The 17,424-nt window shown below is 41.0% G+C and carries 18 protein-coding genes; 6 read left to right on the forward strand and 12 right to left on the reverse strand.

Features of this window, described 5'->3' with window-relative positions:
• Positions 1-242: 242 nt before the first annotated feature.
• From BO219_RS03895 to BO219_RS03905, 3 genes are all read right to left on the reverse strand, one after another.
• Entirely contained in the window at positions 243-872 is a 630-nt protein-coding gene (locus BO219_RS03895; RefSeq protein ID WP_077428470.1) for a PEGA domain-containing protein, read from the reverse strand.
• A 98-nt stretch (positions 873-970) separates the two neighbouring features.
• Positions 971-1,531 (reverse strand): histidine phosphatase family protein, encoded by a 561-nt coding sequence (locus BO219_RS03900; RefSeq protein WP_077428471.1) that lies wholly within the window; start codon positions 1,529-1,531, stop codon positions 971-973.
• Complete coding sequence (locus BO219_RS03905; RefSeq protein WP_077428472.1) at positions 1,528-2,769, reverse strand: MDR family MFS transporter; 1,242 nt, start codon at positions 2,767-2,769, stop codon at positions 1,528-1,530. The genes BO219_RS03900 and BO219_RS03905 overlap by 4 nt, the downstream gene beginning before the upstream one ends.
• Before the next feature lie 123 nt (positions 2,770-2,892).
• Here BO219_RS03905 and BO219_RS15000 point away from each other — a divergent pair, with 123 nt between their 5' ends.
• Positions 2,893-3,021 carry a hypothetical protein gene (locus tag BO219_RS15000; RefSeq protein WP_006323191.1) on the forward strand — a complete coding sequence of 43 codons (129 nt, stop codon included), beginning with the start codon at positions 2,893-2,895 and terminating at the stop codon, positions 3,019-3,021.
• Positions 3,022-3,030: 9 nt separating this feature from the next.
• On the opposite strand, the gene BO219_RS03910 is transcribed toward BO219_RS15000, so the two are convergent.
• The 4 genes from BO219_RS03910 to BO219_RS03925 are packed head-to-tail and all read right to left on the reverse strand — an operon-like array spanning position 3,031 to position 6,450.
• Positions 3,031-3,900, reverse strand: a complete 870-nt coding sequence (locus tag BO219_RS03910; protein WP_077428473.1) for a metal ABC transporter permease — start codon at positions 3,898-3,900, stop codon at positions 3,031-3,033.
• Positions 3,897-4,796, reverse strand: a complete 900-nt coding sequence (locus BO219_RS03915; protein WP_064221371.1) for a metal ABC transporter permease — start codon at positions 4,794-4,796, stop codon at positions 3,897-3,899. Before BO219_RS03915 ends, BO219_RS03910 begins: the two co-directional genes overlap by 4 nt.
• Positions 4,797-4,801: 5 nt before the next feature.
• Entirely contained in the window at positions 4,802-5,542 is a 741-nt protein-coding gene (locus BO219_RS03920; protein ID WP_064221370.1) for a metal ABC transporter ATP-binding protein, read from the reverse strand.
• Positions 5,539-6,450: a metal ABC transporter solute-binding protein, Zn/Mn family gene (locus BO219_RS03925; protein WP_077428474.1), complete on the reverse strand. Its 912-nt coding sequence runs from the start codon at positions 6,448-6,450 to the stop codon at positions 5,539-5,541. Before BO219_RS03925 ends, BO219_RS03920 begins: the two co-directional genes overlap by 4 nt.
• A 300-nt stretch (positions 6,451-6,750) precedes the next feature.
• Between BO219_RS03925 and BO219_RS03930 the strand changes: the two genes are divergently transcribed.
• Positions 6,751-8,061, forward strand: coding sequence for an APC family permease (locus BO219_RS03930; protein ID WP_077428475.1), 1,311 nt, complete (start codon positions 6,751-6,753; stop codon positions 8,059-8,061).
• A gap of 16 nt (positions 8,062-8,077) precedes the next feature.
• On the opposite strand, the gene BO219_RS03935 is transcribed toward BO219_RS03930, so the two are convergent.
• Positions 8,078-9,046, reverse strand: a complete 969-nt coding sequence (locus BO219_RS03935) for a DUF523 and DUF1722 domain-containing protein (protein ID WP_077428476.1) — start codon at positions 9,044-9,046, stop codon at positions 8,078-8,080.
• 362 nt (positions 9,047-9,408) lie between these two features.
• Between BO219_RS03935 and BO219_RS03940 the strand changes: the two genes are divergently transcribed.
• The 3 genes from BO219_RS03940 (at position 9,409) to BO219_RS03950 (ending at position 12,075) form a co-directional block, all read left to right on the forward strand.
• Positions 9,409-10,779, forward strand: coding sequence for a YjiH family protein (locus BO219_RS03940; protein WP_006323198.1), 1,371 nt, complete (start codon positions 9,409-9,411; stop codon positions 10,777-10,779).
• Between the two features lie 170 nt (positions 10,780-10,949).
• A complete protein-coding gene (locus BO219_RS03945; RefSeq protein ID WP_226373756.1) occupies positions 10,950-11,471 on the forward strand; it encodes a nucleotidyl cyclase domain-containing protein in 522 nt (173 codons plus the stop codon).
• Between the two features lie 145 nt (positions 11,472-11,616).
• Positions 11,617-12,075 carry a hypothetical protein gene (locus tag BO219_RS03950; RefSeq protein ID WP_077428477.1) on the forward strand — a complete coding sequence of 153 codons (459 nt, stop codon included), beginning with the start codon at positions 11,617-11,619 and terminating at the stop codon, positions 12,073-12,075.
• A gap of 42 nt (positions 12,076-12,117) precedes the next feature.
• Here the strand turns inward: BO219_RS03950 and BO219_RS03955 are convergent, their stop codons facing one another.
• Positions 12,118-13,044, reverse strand: coding sequence for an alpha/beta hydrolase (locus tag BO219_RS03955; RefSeq protein WP_077428478.1), 927 nt, complete (start codon positions 13,042-13,044; stop codon positions 12,118-12,120).
• A gap of 95 nt (positions 13,045-13,139) precedes the next feature.
• Here BO219_RS03955 and trhA point away from each other — a divergent pair, with 95 nt between their 5' ends.
• Entirely contained in the window at positions 13,140-13,793 is a 654-nt protein-coding gene (trhA, locus tag BO219_RS03960; protein ID WP_035018625.1) for a PAQR family membrane homeostasis protein TrhA, read from the forward strand.
• A 30-nt stretch (positions 13,794-13,823) separates the two neighbouring features.
• Here the strand turns inward: trhA and BO219_RS03965 are convergent, their stop codons facing one another.
• The 3 genes from BO219_RS03965 to BO219_RS03975 are packed head-to-tail and all read right to left on the reverse strand — an operon-like array spanning position 13,824 to position 17,384.
• On the reverse strand, positions 13,824-15,494 hold the full coding sequence (locus tag BO219_RS03965) for an acyl-CoA dehydrogenase family protein (RefSeq protein WP_077428479.1): 1,671 nt from the start codon (positions 15,492-15,494) through the stop codon (positions 13,824-13,826).
• Positions 15,472-17,001 (reverse strand): class I adenylate-forming enzyme family protein, encoded by a 1,530-nt coding sequence (locus tag BO219_RS03970; RefSeq protein WP_077428480.1) that lies wholly within the window; start codon positions 16,999-17,001, stop codon positions 15,472-15,474. The genes BO219_RS03965 and BO219_RS03970 overlap by 23 nt, the downstream gene beginning before the upstream one ends.
• Entirely contained in the window at positions 16,998-17,384 is a 387-nt protein-coding gene (locus BO219_RS03975) for a MerR family transcriptional regulator (protein WP_041638323.1), read from the reverse strand. Before BO219_RS03975 ends, BO219_RS03970 begins: the two co-directional genes overlap by 4 nt.
• Positions 17,385-17,424 lie beyond the last annotated feature (40 nt).

The following is a 17,424-nucleotide window of genomic DNA, read 5'->3' on the forward strand; positions in this document are numbered from 1 at the left end:
CGTGCGAATCATCTTCTCCCAGCTCCTTTTTGACTTTTTTCACATAAAATGATCATCAGATTTTTATAAAATTTTTATAAATATTTATACATTTATCATGAACAGTCAAAAGCCTCCAATCGTCTATGATCCTTTATTTTACTATGATTTTTTATGAAATGAAAATGATGACTATATTACGTACGAACGAGAAGATATGTTTCGACTTTGACAAAAAAAGACGCAACATGTCGTTGCATCTTTTAGTTCGAATCGAAACGAACGATACGAATCCGCTCTCCTCCAAAGAGCGATATTTGCTTCGTTTGTTCTCGTTCATCTGTCACCATTTTCACTTCATATAAGCCTGGAACATACTCTCCTACTTTCACTAACGATGCATTCGTTTCACCGACGTATGTGTCGTTAATCAAAATACGAGCCCCTTGCTCATTCGTTTGCACATATACATGGTATAACGCGGGCTCAAATTTGTATATTCCTTGCGACAATTTCATTAAAAAAATCGGTGGAGTTGACGTTAATCCTTTTATGTAAACTCGATCATCTTTCTGTTGCGCTAACTCTTTCTTTATTTGGTCATAACCCTCTGGATGTTTACGTAAATATGCAAAAAGTGGTGAAAGTGACACCTCTTTTTCTAATGGAGCATCAATGAACTGTTTCAACGCATGCATATCTTCTTGACGTAACGCGGCGATGAATTGCTCAATTACTTTCTGTTCACTCGTCTCTTGTTTCGCTACTCCCCATGCACCGACGACACACGCGCTTACAACGAATAATAAACATACAAAAACAAATGGTCGTTTTTGTTTTCGTCGTTCGCTTCGTGTCATCGCTTCTTTTTGTAATCCCCCTTTTTCATTCACACGTATTTCCCCTCTTTTCTCATATTTACATCATCATATGTATGAGAAGAAAAGGGAAAATATGAGAAAAAGAAGGGGCTACACACCATATATGTACATCACGGTGTGCGCCTTGTCAACGACAACGTCACAACTTCCCAATATGCCCATTTTTTCTTTTTTGCAAACCAACCATATCGGCGGAGTTGCCAACTAACAAGCAAATGAAACCAACCATGTCCAATGACGACAACGGTGCCCGTTCGAGCATAGCGGACGAGCTGTTGTGCCGCTTTCATCGCTCGCTGCTTTGTTTTGGTATAAGGCTCCTCTCCATATCCACAAAACCATAACAAGCGCAACAAAATAAGCCACATCCATAGCGGATATACACCTTTCATCCACTTTGGCGGTTGAGGGAGTGGGGCTTCATTTAGCCATTTGTGCTCCTCAATTGGACTTACTGGTTCCAATAAAGACACTGAATGACGAGCGCGAGCAAGCGAACTAACAAGGACGACAGATGCGCATTTTATTCTTTCTTTTGCTTCCGCATACGATAGAGGCTCGTCATAAACGATCGCCTCATCGTATGCTTTTAACCAATTGATTAATTGTTCTCTCGTCATCCATCCGCCTCTTTTACAAACAGGCTTTCCATGCCGAATGAGAATAATCATGCACGCTTTCCCTCCATCATTTGAAACATAACAGCATACAACCATGCGCTACATACGGCAAGTAACATTAAAATAAAAAACGTCCAATGATACGCAAAAGGAAGCGTCAAAGCGAGTGGAGCCATCATGCGCCCAAGCGTAAAACGTAGGCTCGCTGCAGCAAAATATTGTCCACGCATATGCTCGGGTGCCAATTTAGCAACAAACGTTTGTTGTAAACCGACTGTCATCAGTTCTGCTAGCGTAAATAAAGCAATTAAAAAGATCATCATCCATAGAGATGTGGTTTGACCAAAAAGAAAAATGGCGATTCCGTAAAAAAGTGAAGAAAAGACAAACACCCATTTTTCTTTATAGTTTTCCATCCACTTCGTCACAGCTACCGTAAATAAAGCAACAAGCAATCCGTTTTCCGCAATCAGAACACTAAACGCCTTCTCCCCGCTCAACGAAAGCGACCAATGTCCGACAGAAAATAACGTTTGTTTTGAAACGACTTCCTTTATGTAAACAGGAAGTAAAATGTCGAGTTGCATAAACGTTTGTGCCACAAGAATACCAGCAACAATAAATAAAAGAAACGTACGATCTTTTACGATGAGGCGATAATTGTTTAACTGCTCAATAAAAAACATATACCATGTTCCTGTTGTTTTTCTCCATATCGGTGCTGTTTCATCTAAATAAATAAAAAGAACAATCGCAACGATCGCACAAAACGTCCCTGCGATGAGAAGTAAGAAAAACTGGTGTTCAGGATAAAATACTCCTCCAAGGAGTGGACCGATGACAACCATGATGTTATTCATCGTATAAAATACAGCAAACACGCGACTTTGATCTTTTTCTGAAACAACATCTGCAACCATCGCCTGACTTGCAGGCCAATAAAGTGAGCCGCATACGCCTACGAGGGCAAAACAAATAAAACTCATCAACGGTGATGAGAATAACGGAGAATTGGATAGTGCAAATAAGAAAAAAGCAAGCGCTTGTCCACACGCTGCAAGCACCATCATCTTCTTTCTTCCAAATCGATCAGCAAAATACCCTCCAAGTAAATTAGCAATTACCGAAAATAATTGCGAAATAACAAGCAATACACCTGTTTTTTCTCGACCGAATATGCCAGAAAAATAAATAGCGATAAAAGGAAATATCATCCAAAAAGTAACTCCAACGAGTGATTCCCCAATTAAACGAATACGTAAGTTTCGATCCCAATCTCGTATTCGCATCGTATCCCCCCTCCCAAACAATTATTTTGTTATTATACCATTTTCGCACAAAAATTTCGCTAATAAAAAGATTGACAAAAATACAGAAAAGTAAAAAAATAAATTCAAAAGGAAGTGAGCACTGTGAAAATAGTGAAAAATGTTATCGTTTCATACGCGACGGTTGTGACCATTATTGCATTACTTCCTGCTTTTCTAGTTACAAATGATGTAAGTATTATTGATTCGTTTCTTTCCGCAATAAAAGACTAAATCTCCTGCCTAGGCAGGAGATTTTTTCAGCCATTTCCGCAATAACCCATGTTTTGGAGCGATCCATAATGAAACAAAGAAGATGACACCGGTTGATACAGCAATTGCTCCAGAAATAGAGACGTTGAATGCTGTCGCTCCCACGTAGCCGATCACCGATGCCAATACACCGATAAAAGCACTACATATAAGCATCGTGCTAAGTCGATCCGTCCATAAATAAGCTGTTGCACTCGGTACAATAAGCATCGCTACAACTAAAATGGCACCAACACTATCAAATGAGGCAACAGTCGTTAACGACAACATCCCCATTAATACGTAGTGAATCAGCACGACCGGAATTCCAAGCGTAATTGCCATTTCACTATCAAATGAGCTAATTTTTAATTCTTTGTAAGCAAAAACAATAACGAATATATTGATCGCTAAAACAAATCCAAGCAACCAAACGGCTTTCGGTCCAATACTTCGTCCGCCAACTTCCAGCACATCCCACGGCACAAATGCAATTTCACCCATCAGCGCATGTTCGACATCTAAATGAACACGATCTGCGAATAAGGAAATGAGGGCAACCCCGATCGCAAACAAGCATGTAAACACAACCCCGATGGCTGCGTCACTTTGCACCCCCTTTTGATGCAACAATTGGACGAGAAATGTTGTTAGCAATCCGACAAGCAAAGCGCCGATGAGCATAGACACCCCTTGCAGTTGATGGCTTACCATATACGCCCCCACAATTCCTAGCAATACGCTATGACTGATCGCATCAGAAAGCATCGACATTTTCCGTAATACAAGAAATGTACCGACTAATCCACAGTTAATCCCGACAAGAGTTGCAGTAAGCAAAATCCAAATCGTATAACTCATAACTGCTCCCCTCGCTCATACATTAGTTGTTTCACGCGCAATTTTTTTCTTTCTACATGTCGACGAATGATTTTGCTACATAAACCACGTTTCGGGGCGAATAAAAACGAGAAAAGAAACAGAGCCGTCGCAAAAATAATAACGAGTGGACCGGTAGGCACATAAGCAATCAAACTCACATATGCTCCAGCAACTCCAGATAAAGCACCAAATACGCCAGCTAACAATGTCATCCATCCGAGTCTTTCAGTCCAATATCTTGCAGCTAACGCCGGCGTAATGAGTAGCGCAGACATTAACACAACGCCCACAGCCTGTAAACCAATCACAACAACCGAAACGATTAAAAACATAAGCACACCATTCAACAACGACACAGGTATACCGATTCCTTGCGCAAATGCTCGATCAAATGTAATGATTTTGAACTCTTTGAAAAAAAAGAGGATCGTTATAACCATTAGTACAGCCGTTATGGTTAAAACGTTCACATCATTTCCAGTTAACGATGCTGCTTTTCCGAACAAAAAGTCATTGATCCCGCTCTGATTTCCACCTTCATGTTGATTAATCCATGTTAATAGCACAATGCCTAAACCAAAAAATACAGACAATACGATGCCAATGGCAGCATCTTCTTTAATGCGCGTATGTTTTACAATAAACTGAATAAATACTGTTGCCATATAACCTGAACAAGCAGCACCAATTAAAAAAACGAGAAGCGATTTTTGTCCATAGAAGAGAAAAGCGATACAAATGCCTGGTAACGCGGCATGTGCCATTGCATCCCCTATTAAACTTTGTTTCTTCAGCAAGGCAAACGTGCCAATCATCCCACTCGCCAATCCGAGCAAAGCCATGCTTGTAAATACCCATTGAACATTAACATCCATTTCGTTCACCCCACAATATGTGTGGTAGAGAGAAAAGTCACTTTTCCACCATACGTGTTTTGAATATGATCATACGTGAATGTGCGTTCTGTTTCACCAAACGCTATGACACATTTATTTAACAATAAAACATAATCGAAATAATCTCGCACCGTTTGCAAATCATGATGGACAACCAATACCGTTTTTCCACGCGTTTTTAGTTCATTTAACAGTTGAATAATCGCTTTTTCTGTTGCGGCATCCACTCCAACAAACGGTTCATCCATAAGATAAATAGAAGCATCTTGTGCGAGTGCACGCGCTAAAAACACACGCTGCTGCTGTCCACCAGATAGTTGGCTAATTTGCCGTTTCGCATAAGGCAACATGCCGACTTTATCTAAACATTGCATTGCAATCTCTACGTCTTCTTTTCGTGGTCGTTTCCATAGTCCGATATGACCATATCTCCCCATTAATACAACATCAAGCGCATTCGTTGGAAAATCCCAATCAACAGAATTTCGTTGCGGAACGTATCCGACAAGATGTCTTTGCTTCTCATACGGTTGACCATATACGAAAACATTCCCGTGCATACGCGGAATAAAATTTAACATCGCCTTCATTAATGTTGATTTTCCTGCTCCGTTTGGACCGATAATCCCTACTAACTTTCCTTCTGGAACAGAAAATGATACATCTTCTAATACAAGTTGCCGATCATACGCAACTGTCATTTGGTCAACAACTAGCGGATTCATCGTCCTTCCCCCTTCAATGCTTGTGCAATCGTTTTAACATTGTAACGATACATACCAATGAACGTCCCTTCTTCAGTCCCCTTTTTTCCGAGCGCATCTGAAAATAGTTCTCCACCAATCGAAACGTGATGGCCACGCTGTTTTGCTCCTTCAACAACCGCTTCAATTGCCTTTTTCGATACACTGCTTTCCACAAATACAGCTTGAATATTTCGGTCAACAATCATATCAACAAGTTCTTGAATATCTTTCAATCCGTATTCTGCATCTGTACTTAACCCTTGTAGGCCAACTACTTCGATATCATACGCACGACCGAAATAATGAAAAGCATCATGGGCTGTAATTAAAACACGCTGTTTTTTTAGAATGGCGTTCATCTCTTTTTTGGCTTCCTCTTTTAACTGCATGAGTTGAGATTCATATGCTTCTGCTCGTTTTTGATATATTTGTTTATGTTTCGGATCCACTACACTTAATTCGTCTCTTACCTTTTGCGTTGCATATCTCCACAAATCAAGATCAAACCATATGTGCGGATCATATACTCCGTCTATTTCAATTAACTTCTCTTTCGGAATCGTTTCACTTACTGCGACGACTTTTTTCGTTTTTGACATTTTTGTGAATATTTCTCCGAGTTTTCCTTCTAAATGAAGCCCGTTGTAAAAGATGATGTCTGCTTGACTTAACTTCTGAATGTCACCTTGTGTCGCTTTATACAAATGCGGATCTACCCCTGGCCCCATCAACGCTTCCACATGAACATACTCTCCCCCGACATGTTCAACTAAATCTGCAATTTGCCCCGTTGTAGCGACAACGTAAATAACGTCTTTTTTAGGTGCTTTCGTTTCACAACCGAACAACAATAATAAAACGGTCCATACAACCAACCATTTTTTCATATGCATCCTCCTTCAAAAGTTGTATAAGGATATAAAAGTTTCCTCAATGCAACATAAAGCCAAAAAAATTTGTTTGCCGCCCATTATATGCATGAACAAAAAACGTGTGACATGTGGAACAAGCAAACAATAATGATTAAGGTTAAAAAAGTTTCTTTAGACCAAATTTAATTTTATCTTATTCTTTTCTTTTCTCCCTGTCAATATTTTAATTTTCAAAAAAAGAAGTTTTCATTCATCTCATGCTATAATATCGATTGTCCGACACAAAAAAACAACTGTTTTTTAGAGGTGAACAACATGACGAAAACAGAATTGAAACAAAGCATCGGCTTTATTACAGCAACAGCCATCGTCGTTGGTACTGTGATAGGATCCGGTATCTTTATGAAACCCGCTGTTGTCATTGAAGCAACTGGAAATTCAACATTTGCTCTTCTCGCTTGGATTATCGGGGGAATCATTACGTTAGCTAGTGGGTTAACGATTGCAGAAGTGAGCTCAAAAATTCCTGAAACAGGTGGATTGTACGTATATATTGAAAAAGTTTACGGGAAGTTTTGGGGCTTTTTATGCGGATGGGTACAAACCATCATTTATGGGCCTGCCGTCATCGGTGCACTAGGGCTGTATTTTGGTACACTGTTTGCAGGTATTTTTTCTCTACCAAAAGAAAGCGAACTTTGGATCGGGATCATGGCAGTCTTGTTTTTGTCCGTTGTAAATATGCTTGGTTCTCAGTTTGGTGGAATCGTTCAAAGTGTGTTAACGGCAGCAAAACTATTGCCTATTTTTCTTATTATTGTCTTTGGTGTAGTGAAAGGAAATGTACCGATTTTCGGCATGGATAGCGGCTCTAGTCAAGCAATAAACTTCGGGGCGGCAGTTTTAGCAACATTGTGGGCGTACGATGGATGGATGAACGTTGGGTTTGTTGCTGGTGAGATGAAAAATCCGGCAAAGACGTTACCAAAAGCGATTATCACCGGTATTCTTATTGTCATGTTTGCCTATGTAGCTGTGAATGTAGCATTACTTCACGTGCTTCGCGCTGATGACATTGTTGCACTCGGTCCGAATGCAGCGAGTGAAGCTGCAACCATTTTATTCGGATCATTTGGTGGAAAATTGATCGCTATTGGCATTTTAATTTCTATTTTTGGTTGTTTAAATGGAAAAGTACTCACATTCCCTCGCATGCCATTGGCAATGGCAATAGATGGGCTATTTCCACTTGCTCGTTATTTTTCTCGCATCCATCCAAAGTGGCGCACACCTGTATTAGCAACGTTCATGCAAATTACTATTGCAATTATCATGATGTTACTTGGTAATGCAGATCGCTTAACGGATATTGCTATTTTTAGTGTCTTTTTATTTTACGGCTTTGCTTTTTATGCGGTATTTTTATTACGAAAATCATTACCATCTAACGAACAATTATATCGAGTGCCATTTTATCCTTTCACCCCGATTGTTGCTATTGTTGGCACAGCATATATTATTATAAGTACGGCACTCCATGCACCGCTCGATACATTTTTATCGATTGTTGTGACGATATCTGGCATTCCGGTGTATTATATCGTTACAAAAAAGCGACAAGGATAACCCTTTGTCGCTTCTTTTAATAATCTCTTCCTTTTCCTGAATCCGTCACGTCAAGTAACGGTTCTGGATAAGGTTGAAAATATCGTTGTTTCAACAAATATTCGTTTTGATAGCGAATGGCCCATGAACGAATGACGGCTGTTACACTACTTAGCGGCAGCTTGCCTGCCCGATATTTTTCTAACAGCTCATGGACATACCGTTTTTCCTCACCACTCAACTCATGTTTAAAATAACCGATCATATGTTGACAAACATTAATGTTCGAATTTCGACGGGATCGTCGTGCAGACAACTCATATAATGTTTGTTCATATCGCAAAAATACTTCTTCAATCGGCAAACGAACACGATTTGCAACAATATTTCCTAATTGCTTCAATTTCTGTTGATGATAAGCCATAAATAAATATTTATGCTCCGCATGAAATTCAACAAGTCGATGGTGCGAATTTGTCTGTTTTACCTCTCGAAATAAGGCAAGTGTAAATAACTTCGTCAAAAAATGCTCTCGAATAACGAAATTCGTTAATCGTCCCTCTTCTTCCACAGCTTTATGTGCAAACATTCGCAATACATGTTCTGCAAACATACCAGTTCCCTTGCCTAGCGCAGGTCCTTTTTTCTTACTGCTGTATATTTTGACGTCTTTTATCCCACATGAAGGTGACCGACTTTTTAAAATAAAGCCATCTACCTCTAATAGTTGTTTTAAAAATGAAACAGAAAACTCATTCATTTGCTCGGTGATGTCCATTTCGGTTGATGGCTGAACAAGCCGAACATGTTCATCTTCTTTGACCAGCCGAATCGTCTCACGCGGTGTACCGAGACCAATGCGCATTTCTGGGCAAATCGGGATAAATTGCACGAACGGCGCTAGCTTATGTACGACTTCATCGTTTAGTTGATCACCGTTATAACGACACGGGGAAAAACCGAGACATTCACTTACAACAACGATTGGTTTTGCATAATGCCACACTACTCGTACCCCTTTCACACATATTTTCGCTTATCATATCGCATAAACAGAAAAAATACACGCATCAATGTGTTGAAAAAAACAAAAAATTTTGAATTTGAACGTTTATACAAAAAAATGATTGATTATATCGTCACTTTGTTTTATTATGCTTTATGTTGCCTATTTTACTATAACTTAATTATTATTTATTCGTATTTGTGTATTTGTATAATTTTATACTTTCATATTTATGCAGTCCTTATCGCTCATTTATATTTCTGAATCATTTTGCTATATTGACTATTTTCATTTTTATATTACGATAGTAGTAATGTTATGTATCCGTTTTCAAAACATAAAATGGAAGGTGGTTTTAGAAAATGAATGTCGTACAAAAAGAAAAACATACACAATCGCATCATCTCTCTGACATACTGAAATTTCTTATTCCTTCGCTTGTTGGGGTATTTTTATTTATGATCCCTGTTCCTTATAAAGGTGAGATGACGATCCCTGTAGCTATTTTAGCTAAATGGGTCGAAGGAAACTTTTCTTCAGTCATTCCGACAATTTCTGTTTTATTTATGTTTATCGCTACGGTTGGCACAATCGTTGCAAAAATTGCTTATCCTTCTTTCATCATGAACAGCTCATTTCTTCGGCGTTTATTCGATGTGAATGGTTTGTTCGTCGTTGCGCGCATCGTTGGAACAATTTTAGGAGCGATGACGTTGTGGAAAATCGGTCCGGAATGGGTATGGTCAGAAAATACAGGTGCTTTGCTGTTGTATAGTCTCATTCCCATTTTGTTTTCCGTCTTTTTATTTGCAGGCTTGTTTTTACCTTTACTATTAGATTTCGGATTACTTGAATTATGTGGCGCACTTTTAACAAAGATTATGCGTCCGGTATTTAAATTACCTGGGCGCTCGTCCATTGACTGTATTGCTTCTTGGTTAGGGGACGGAACGATCGGCGTATTGTTAACAAATAAACAATATGAAGACGGCTTTTATACGAAGCGAGAAGCAGCGGTGATTGGAACAACTTTTTCCGTTGTATCGATTACATTTAGCATCGTTGTCATCACGTATATGAAACTTGAACATATGTTTGGCGCATACTATTTTACGATCGTCGTTGCTGGTCTTGTAGCCGCGATCATTATGCCGCGTATCCCTCCATTATCAAAAAAGCCAGACACATATTATCATGAACATCACGCTCCCGTTGATGAAACAGTACCAGCTGGCTATACTCCTTTTCAATGGGGATTAAAACAGGCAACAGAAGTGGCACAGCGCAATAGCGACATGGGGAAATTATTGAAAAACGGTGTACAAACCGTGATCGATATGTGGTTAGGCGTATTACCTGTCGTTATGGCCATTGGAACGGTCGCATTAATTATCGCCGAAACAACACCGGTATTTGAATGGCTCGGTAAACCGTTTGTACCGATCTTGACGCTCCTACAAGTGCCAGAAGCGTCAGCCGCTGCACAAACGATGGTTGTCGGCTTTGCGGACATGTTTTTACCTGCCATTATCGGTAGCGGCATTGAAAGCGAATTTACTCGCTTTGTTATCGCTTGTGTTTCTGTAACACAATTGATTTACATGTCCGAAGTAGGCGGATTGCTACTTGCGTCAAAACTACCAATTACGTTTAAGGATCTCGTTGTCATTTTCCTTCTTCGCACATTTATTACGTTACCAATTATCGTTTTTATTGCACATTTCATTTTTTAACGCAAAAGGGCAGTCATCTCGCCCTTTTTTTATTTCACTTTTATTTGTCCATCCCAATGGCGCGTTTGATTCATAGTATGAAGAGAGGTGACGTATATGCTTAAACAACATATCGGAAAAACAATCGGCTATTCGTTAGCCAACTTGTATTGTTACCAGAAATAATGGCTATGAACGGTACAATTGATTTAACACAACTCCATGGAACAGAATTATATGTTGTCATTGGTTTTTACGTGTTTCAGACGATTATCGGCATTTATTTTGGTAATCGATATGATCGAAAAGCTTGTGTAAAAGATCTAATATATCAGCTAAAAAGCAAAGACTTTGCTGCGAGTACATTCGAAAAAATCGCAGCGCTCGTTGATCGCGACCCAGATAGTCGTTTAACAATCTATTTGCTCCAAACGAAAAAAGACAGTCATCCCCAACAACAAACTGCCTTCGAACAGCTGTTAGTCGAGACAACGCGAAAAAGTGATATCGTAGCCAAATGGTCAAATGACCAGTATTTAATTATCGCTGTCGAAAATAACGCAAAACCTTCGACACTGATTGAGAGAATTAAACAAAATAGCCCGATATCTTTTCTCGTCGGCTATGCGACATATCCAGTCGAAGGGGAACAATTACAACAGTTATTACAAGTGGCGAAAGAACGCATGTATGCTACACATACGACAAAATAAGCGATTCAAACATATATATAAAAATAGTTTGTCCATTTCGACAAATTATGATAAGATGACAGCGAAGGCATTTCATCAAACTCCTCTTCATATTTCCCACTAGAAATGCCGTATACCTTTAGGATGAAAGGTAGGTGAATCAGGCGTGCAAGAACAACTTCTCCTCCAGCTCGTTAACCTCGTCCAAAACTTATCCGAAGACATGCAATGGATGAAGCAAGAAATACAAACAATGAAGCAAGAAATACAAACAATGAAGCAAGAAATACAAACAATGAAGCAAGAAATGCAAACAATGAAGCAAGAAATGCAAACAATGAAGCAAGAAATGCATGAATTAAAAACAAAAGTGCATAAGCAGGAAGAAGATATTCATTGGTTAAAAGAGCAAATGAAAGAAAATACAGCAATGATCAAGGCTATTCGAGACAATCAATTAGAACAACGTAGCCTTCAAGATGCTATGCGTCATGAAATTGCCCACATTCGTGAGGAAATGGCTACAAAGCAGGACATTGCCTATATCCACGAACGACTTGACTATCAGCTCGGCCGTATTGCACGCGCAGAGGAAGAGTTGTACATGCTCAAAAAAGCAAACTAAAAACAAAGCCGTCGCTCCCCTCTTGGAACGACGGTTTGTCTTTTATTTTTGCACTTTTTCTAGAAATGCTAACATATGCTTAATATATTCCTCTTCATACATCGCAAAACTTTTCACATGTTTGGCTTTGTCCGTGAGCCAAAGTTCAAACACTTCTGGATGTTTGTTGTACATCCCCACACTTTCTTCATATGGAATAGATGGATCGGCTTTGCTATGAATAAATAAAATCGGCCGTGGAGCAATTGCATCAACCGCTTTGATCGGCACCGACTCGGCTGGATCTAAATCAGTAATCATCGGAATAAGGGTAATGATTAAATACGTAAACGGAACATTCGGTAAATGCGTCCATACAGGCATATATGTGCGCAAATATCCTTCTAAATCGCTAAACGGGCTGTCAGCAATAACCGCTTTCACCTCTTTATCCATTCCTGCTGCTAAAATCGACGTTGCTGCTCCCATCGATACTCCATACAGAACAATCGGTTCGGCATAATGTTGTTTTGCATAATCAATGACACCAAGCAAATCATATTTTTCTTTTGCGCCAATCGTTGTCATGTCTCCTTCCGATTCGCCGCTTGCGCGAAAATCAAACATAATGACGCGATATCCTTCGTCTGTTAGTGCTTTAGCAATTGGCAAAAACGGGACGTTTGGTTCGTAGCGATTGCCGCCATATCCATGCGAAAAAATAACGGTCATTTTCGCTTGTTTCGTTGGCTCAATCACCCACCCTTTCAGCTTTAGTCCGCCGTCTTTACTTGTAAATGTCACATCTTGATAAGCCATTTCATAAGCCTTCGGCGTTTCGACGACTGCTTTTCGCTCTTTATGTGTCAAATTCCAACCGACGTAAATGGAAATGGCGACACACGCAATCGCCGCAAGTAACAACACACCAATAAACGATGGTACAAGCCATTTTTTTGTCTTTCGTTGCCTTTCTACCTGTATTTGCATCGTCCTCACCTCTCTTTTTTCCATTATGTCGCGAACGAAAACAACAATGCACAAAAATGTATATCGATGTGGTACAATAAACAAAATGTCTTTCAATGAAAGGAATGAGACTATTGGCTTTTACCCATACGTTTACGAAAGAAGAAGAAATCGTGCATGCGATTACTCATGGCATCGGTGCGGTGTTTAGTATCGCGGCGCTCGTTATTTTGACGGTCATGGCTGCGATGTACGGAAATGCATGGCACGTTGTTAGTTTTACGTTGTTTGGAAGCACGATGCTTATTTTGTATTTGTCATCAACGATTGTGCACGCGTTGCCGGAAGGGCGCTGGAAGCGATTGTTTGAAATTTTCGACCATTCGGCGATTTACTTTTTTATTGCAGGCACGTATACGCCGTTTCTGTTTTTAGCGGTGAGAGGAGCGATCGGTTGGACATTGTTTGGCATCGTCTGGGGGCTTGCACTCTTCGGTACCGTATTTAAATGCTTTTTCGTCGATCGGTTTTTATATACATCGACGATTATATATATCATCATGGGCTGGTTGATTGTATTTGCATGGAAACCGCTCGTTTCCAGCCTTTCGCCAAACGGTGTGTTATATTTAGTCATCGGCGGAATTTTGTACACAGTCGGCGCTGTTTTTTACGTATGGCGCGGCTTTAAATTTCATCATGCCGTCTGGCACTTGTTTGTATTAGGCGGGTCTGTGGCTCATTTTTTGGCGGTGTTTGTTTTACTATAAGGCAAGGAACCGACTTGGTCCCTTGCCTTCTTATACTTCTACCTCTTTCGTTTCATTCATCACTAAATCAAAATGACGAACCGATAACATCTCGGCATCGAATAAATCGCATCCCCAAATATGCTGTAAGAAAAGGCGGGCGATAATTTGTTTTCGTTCGTTTTCTTCCGCTTCTTTTAACGCTATGACGCTCAAATACAAGTCGCAAAGGCGATTGGCGATTTTTTTGGCGTGATACGTTTGCACGTCTTCTGGCTGTCCGTGAAGTTGTTTTAGAGACTGTATGAGTTCATGCAACCCGCTTTCGACCGGTTTAGCAAATGCGCGTATTCCCACAGGAAGTGCAGCTAGTTGTTCGTTTATTGTTTGAATAAACGTTTCATGGACGCGATATTTACGGATGAGGCGCAACACCTCAAGTCCTAAAATGTTTGCTGTTCCTTCCCATACGGTCAATACTTGGGCATCGCGAAGCAAGCGCGGGGTGACGAAATCTTCGATGTAGCCGTTGCCGCCATGCATTTCAATCGCTTCATGGGCAAATGCAATCGCTTCTTCGGCTGTTCGCATTTTTAAAAGCGCAATTAATAAGCGATTCCACGCTTTTTCTTGCTCAGACGCTTGGTCCGGCGTGCGCATCACACGGTCAAAAAAGGAAATGAGCTCAAAACAAGCGCTCGTTTGCACTTCTTGACGCGCCGTTAAGTTGGCTAACGTTTCTTTCACCATCGGATATGATGTAAGTGTATGTCCAAACGCTTGACGATTGACTGCGTATTGCTTTGCCTCTTCTAGCGCCCGTTTCATAATGCCAATCGAAGCGACGGCGTTGCAGACGCGCGATAAATTGAGCGCTTCCATCATATAGTAAAACCCTTTTTTCGCATCGCCAATTAAATAAGCTTTTGCCCCTTCAAATACGACTTCCGCTGACGGCACAGCGCGAACACCAAGTTTATCTTTTAAACGCCGAATGTGAATGCCGTTTAATGCCCCGTCCTCATTGCGCCACGGCACTAAAAATAAACTAAGCCCTTTCGTCCCCGCCTCGCTTCCGTCGATGCGCGCAAGCACTAAAGCAACTCCGCACATGCCAGCGTTGCTCGCAAAATATTTTTCTCCGTAAATTTCATAATGATCCCCGCATAAAACAGCGCGCACTTCATTGGCACCGACGTCCGAACCGCCTTGCCGCTCGGTTAAAAACGTCGCGCCTTCATACAGCTCGACTTCGCCCGTCGAAATGACGTGCGGCAAATATTTCGCTTTAATTTTTTCGTCAGCAAAATGCTCTAATACGTACGCCGTTGCCATCGTGAGCGTCACCGGGCAATAAAACCCTGGCTCGACTTGTGATAACAAATATCCTTGCGCGTACGAATAGACGTAATTGCCAACACGACCAAGCGCAGGAATCGGTTTATGGACATAACCGACAATTCCTGTTTCATACGTTTCCTTCACTGTTTGTTTATATCCTTCGTTCACCCATATTTCAGAAACATCATTGCCAAAACGGTCATATTTGAGGAGTCGCGGCTGTCCTTCGCGGTCTGTATGTACCGCGCGCCGGTCGATATCGGTCATGCAAAGCTTCCAAAACTTCTCTAACTCTTCTTCGGCGTACGCATAAAACTCTTCGTCTAAATATTTTTTTAAATTGGCAAATAAGTTCGGATCAACTTCGCGTAGCTGTTTCATTGTGTATCCCCCTCAACACCTGTTTTAATATTTTTCCTGTTGCGTTGCGCGGTAGTTCAGGAATGGCTTCATATAGCTTTGGAATTTTATAGTCTGCAAGTTTATCCGAAAGAAAACGTTTACATTCTTCCGCAAGCTGCTCGATCGGTTCTTTTGTGACAACAAACGCTTTCACCGTTTCTCCCCATTCTGGATGCGGCACGCCAACAACCGCCACATCAACAATCGCTGGGTGCAACTTTAGCGCGTCTTCCACTTCTTTCGGGTAAACGTTCACTCCCCCAGAGATGATCATATCTTTTTTTCGATCGACAATCCAAATGTAGCCATCTTCATCACGGCGCGCTAAATCACCTGTATATAGCCAACCGTTTTTCACCGTTTCCGCTGTTTTTTTCTCGTCTTTGTAATAACCTTTCATTGTGCCTTCACCAGCTAAGATGATTTCACCAATTTCACCTGGTGGAACGTCATTGCCGCGTTCATCGACGATTTTTACTTCGCAATGAAGGGCGGCATCTTTGCCAACGCTCCCTGCCTTTGTCGCATGTTCTTCCGGTGATAAATACGTTCCGTTTGGTCCAGCTTCCGTTAGTCCGTACAAACACATGAGCCGATTCGTGCGAAACTGTTTGGCGACAAATTGCACTTCATTTGCCAATAACGGTGCTCCCCCATACGTCCAATATTGGACAGACGATAAATCGTATTCGTGAAGGCGTGGGTGTTTTGCCGTGAGTAAATAGGCGACTGGTGCTCCGAAAAAGTGGGTAATTTGATGTTTTGTGACAAGTTCTAACAATGCTTCTGGGGAAAACGTTGGTGATAACACATGGGTGGCCCCGACGTACATCCCGCCGACAAAAAATAAATGAAGCGGTGCGGAATGGCTAAGCGGCATCATATGCAACAGGCGGCTATGTTTATCCATTTTCGTCTCTAGCGCCATCATCGTTGCGACAGCGAAAATATTGCGCGCTGTAAACAATACTCCTTTTGGTTTACCAGTCGTTCCAGATGTGTATAAAATCGTCGTTTCGTCCTCTTCGCTCAGCGGACAAACAATTGGGGAAGAATCGCCGCTAGCAATGAGCTGCGATAACGAACGCCAACCTTCTATTGCTTCCCCTGTTTTCACCCAAATGACGTCAACCTTATGAACAAGCGAGGCAAGTTCTTGATAAATCCAATCATGTGCGATGACCGCTTTTGCTTCGCTATGGTCAATAATGTATTGCACTTCTTGGGCAGTTAGCCGCGCGTTAATTGGTACGATGATGGCACCAAGACGCAAGACGGCAAAATACGCATATACAAATTCTTTCACATTTGGCATATACAACACGACTTTATCGCCTCGTTTGATGCCGAGCGAAGCAAGCGAAGAAGCGAGCCGATTGACCGTATCATCTACTTCTCGATAAGAAAGCGACACGTCGCCATCAATGAGTGCTATTTTGTTCGGAAACTTTCGCGCATTGCGCGCTAACAACTCGGAAATGTTCATTCGATCCCCTCCAACTTTTGTAATCGTTCGCGAAAATCTGCTAAAATCGACTCCATCTCTTGTTTTAACTGCATTAAATCCTCAATCCGCTCCGTCACCTCCTTTAATTTTTGTTCGCCGTATGCGATTGTTTTTTCCAGTTGTTTTCGGCCAGTGCGATCGTTGTCAAACAAGCTAATCATTTCGTGAATTTCTTCTAACGAAAAACCGAATCGTTTCCCGCGCAAAATGAGTTTTAACACCGCTCGATCTTTTTTCGTATACAGCCGCTGGCCTGACTCGGTGCGAATGGGTGAAATGAGCCCGCGTTCCTCATAATAGCGAATCGTTCGCGTGCTAATATCAAACTGCTCGGCCAGTTGGGAGATTGTATAGTAATTCATTGCTTCCACCTTTATTTTTAATTTTCTGAATTTTATTTTA

The sequence above is a fragment of the Anoxybacillus kestanbolensis genome, assembly GCF_001996285.1.
Classification (GTDB): domain Bacteria; phylum Bacillota; class Bacilli; order Bacillales; family Anoxybacillaceae; genus Anoxybacillus; species Anoxybacillus kestanbolensis_A.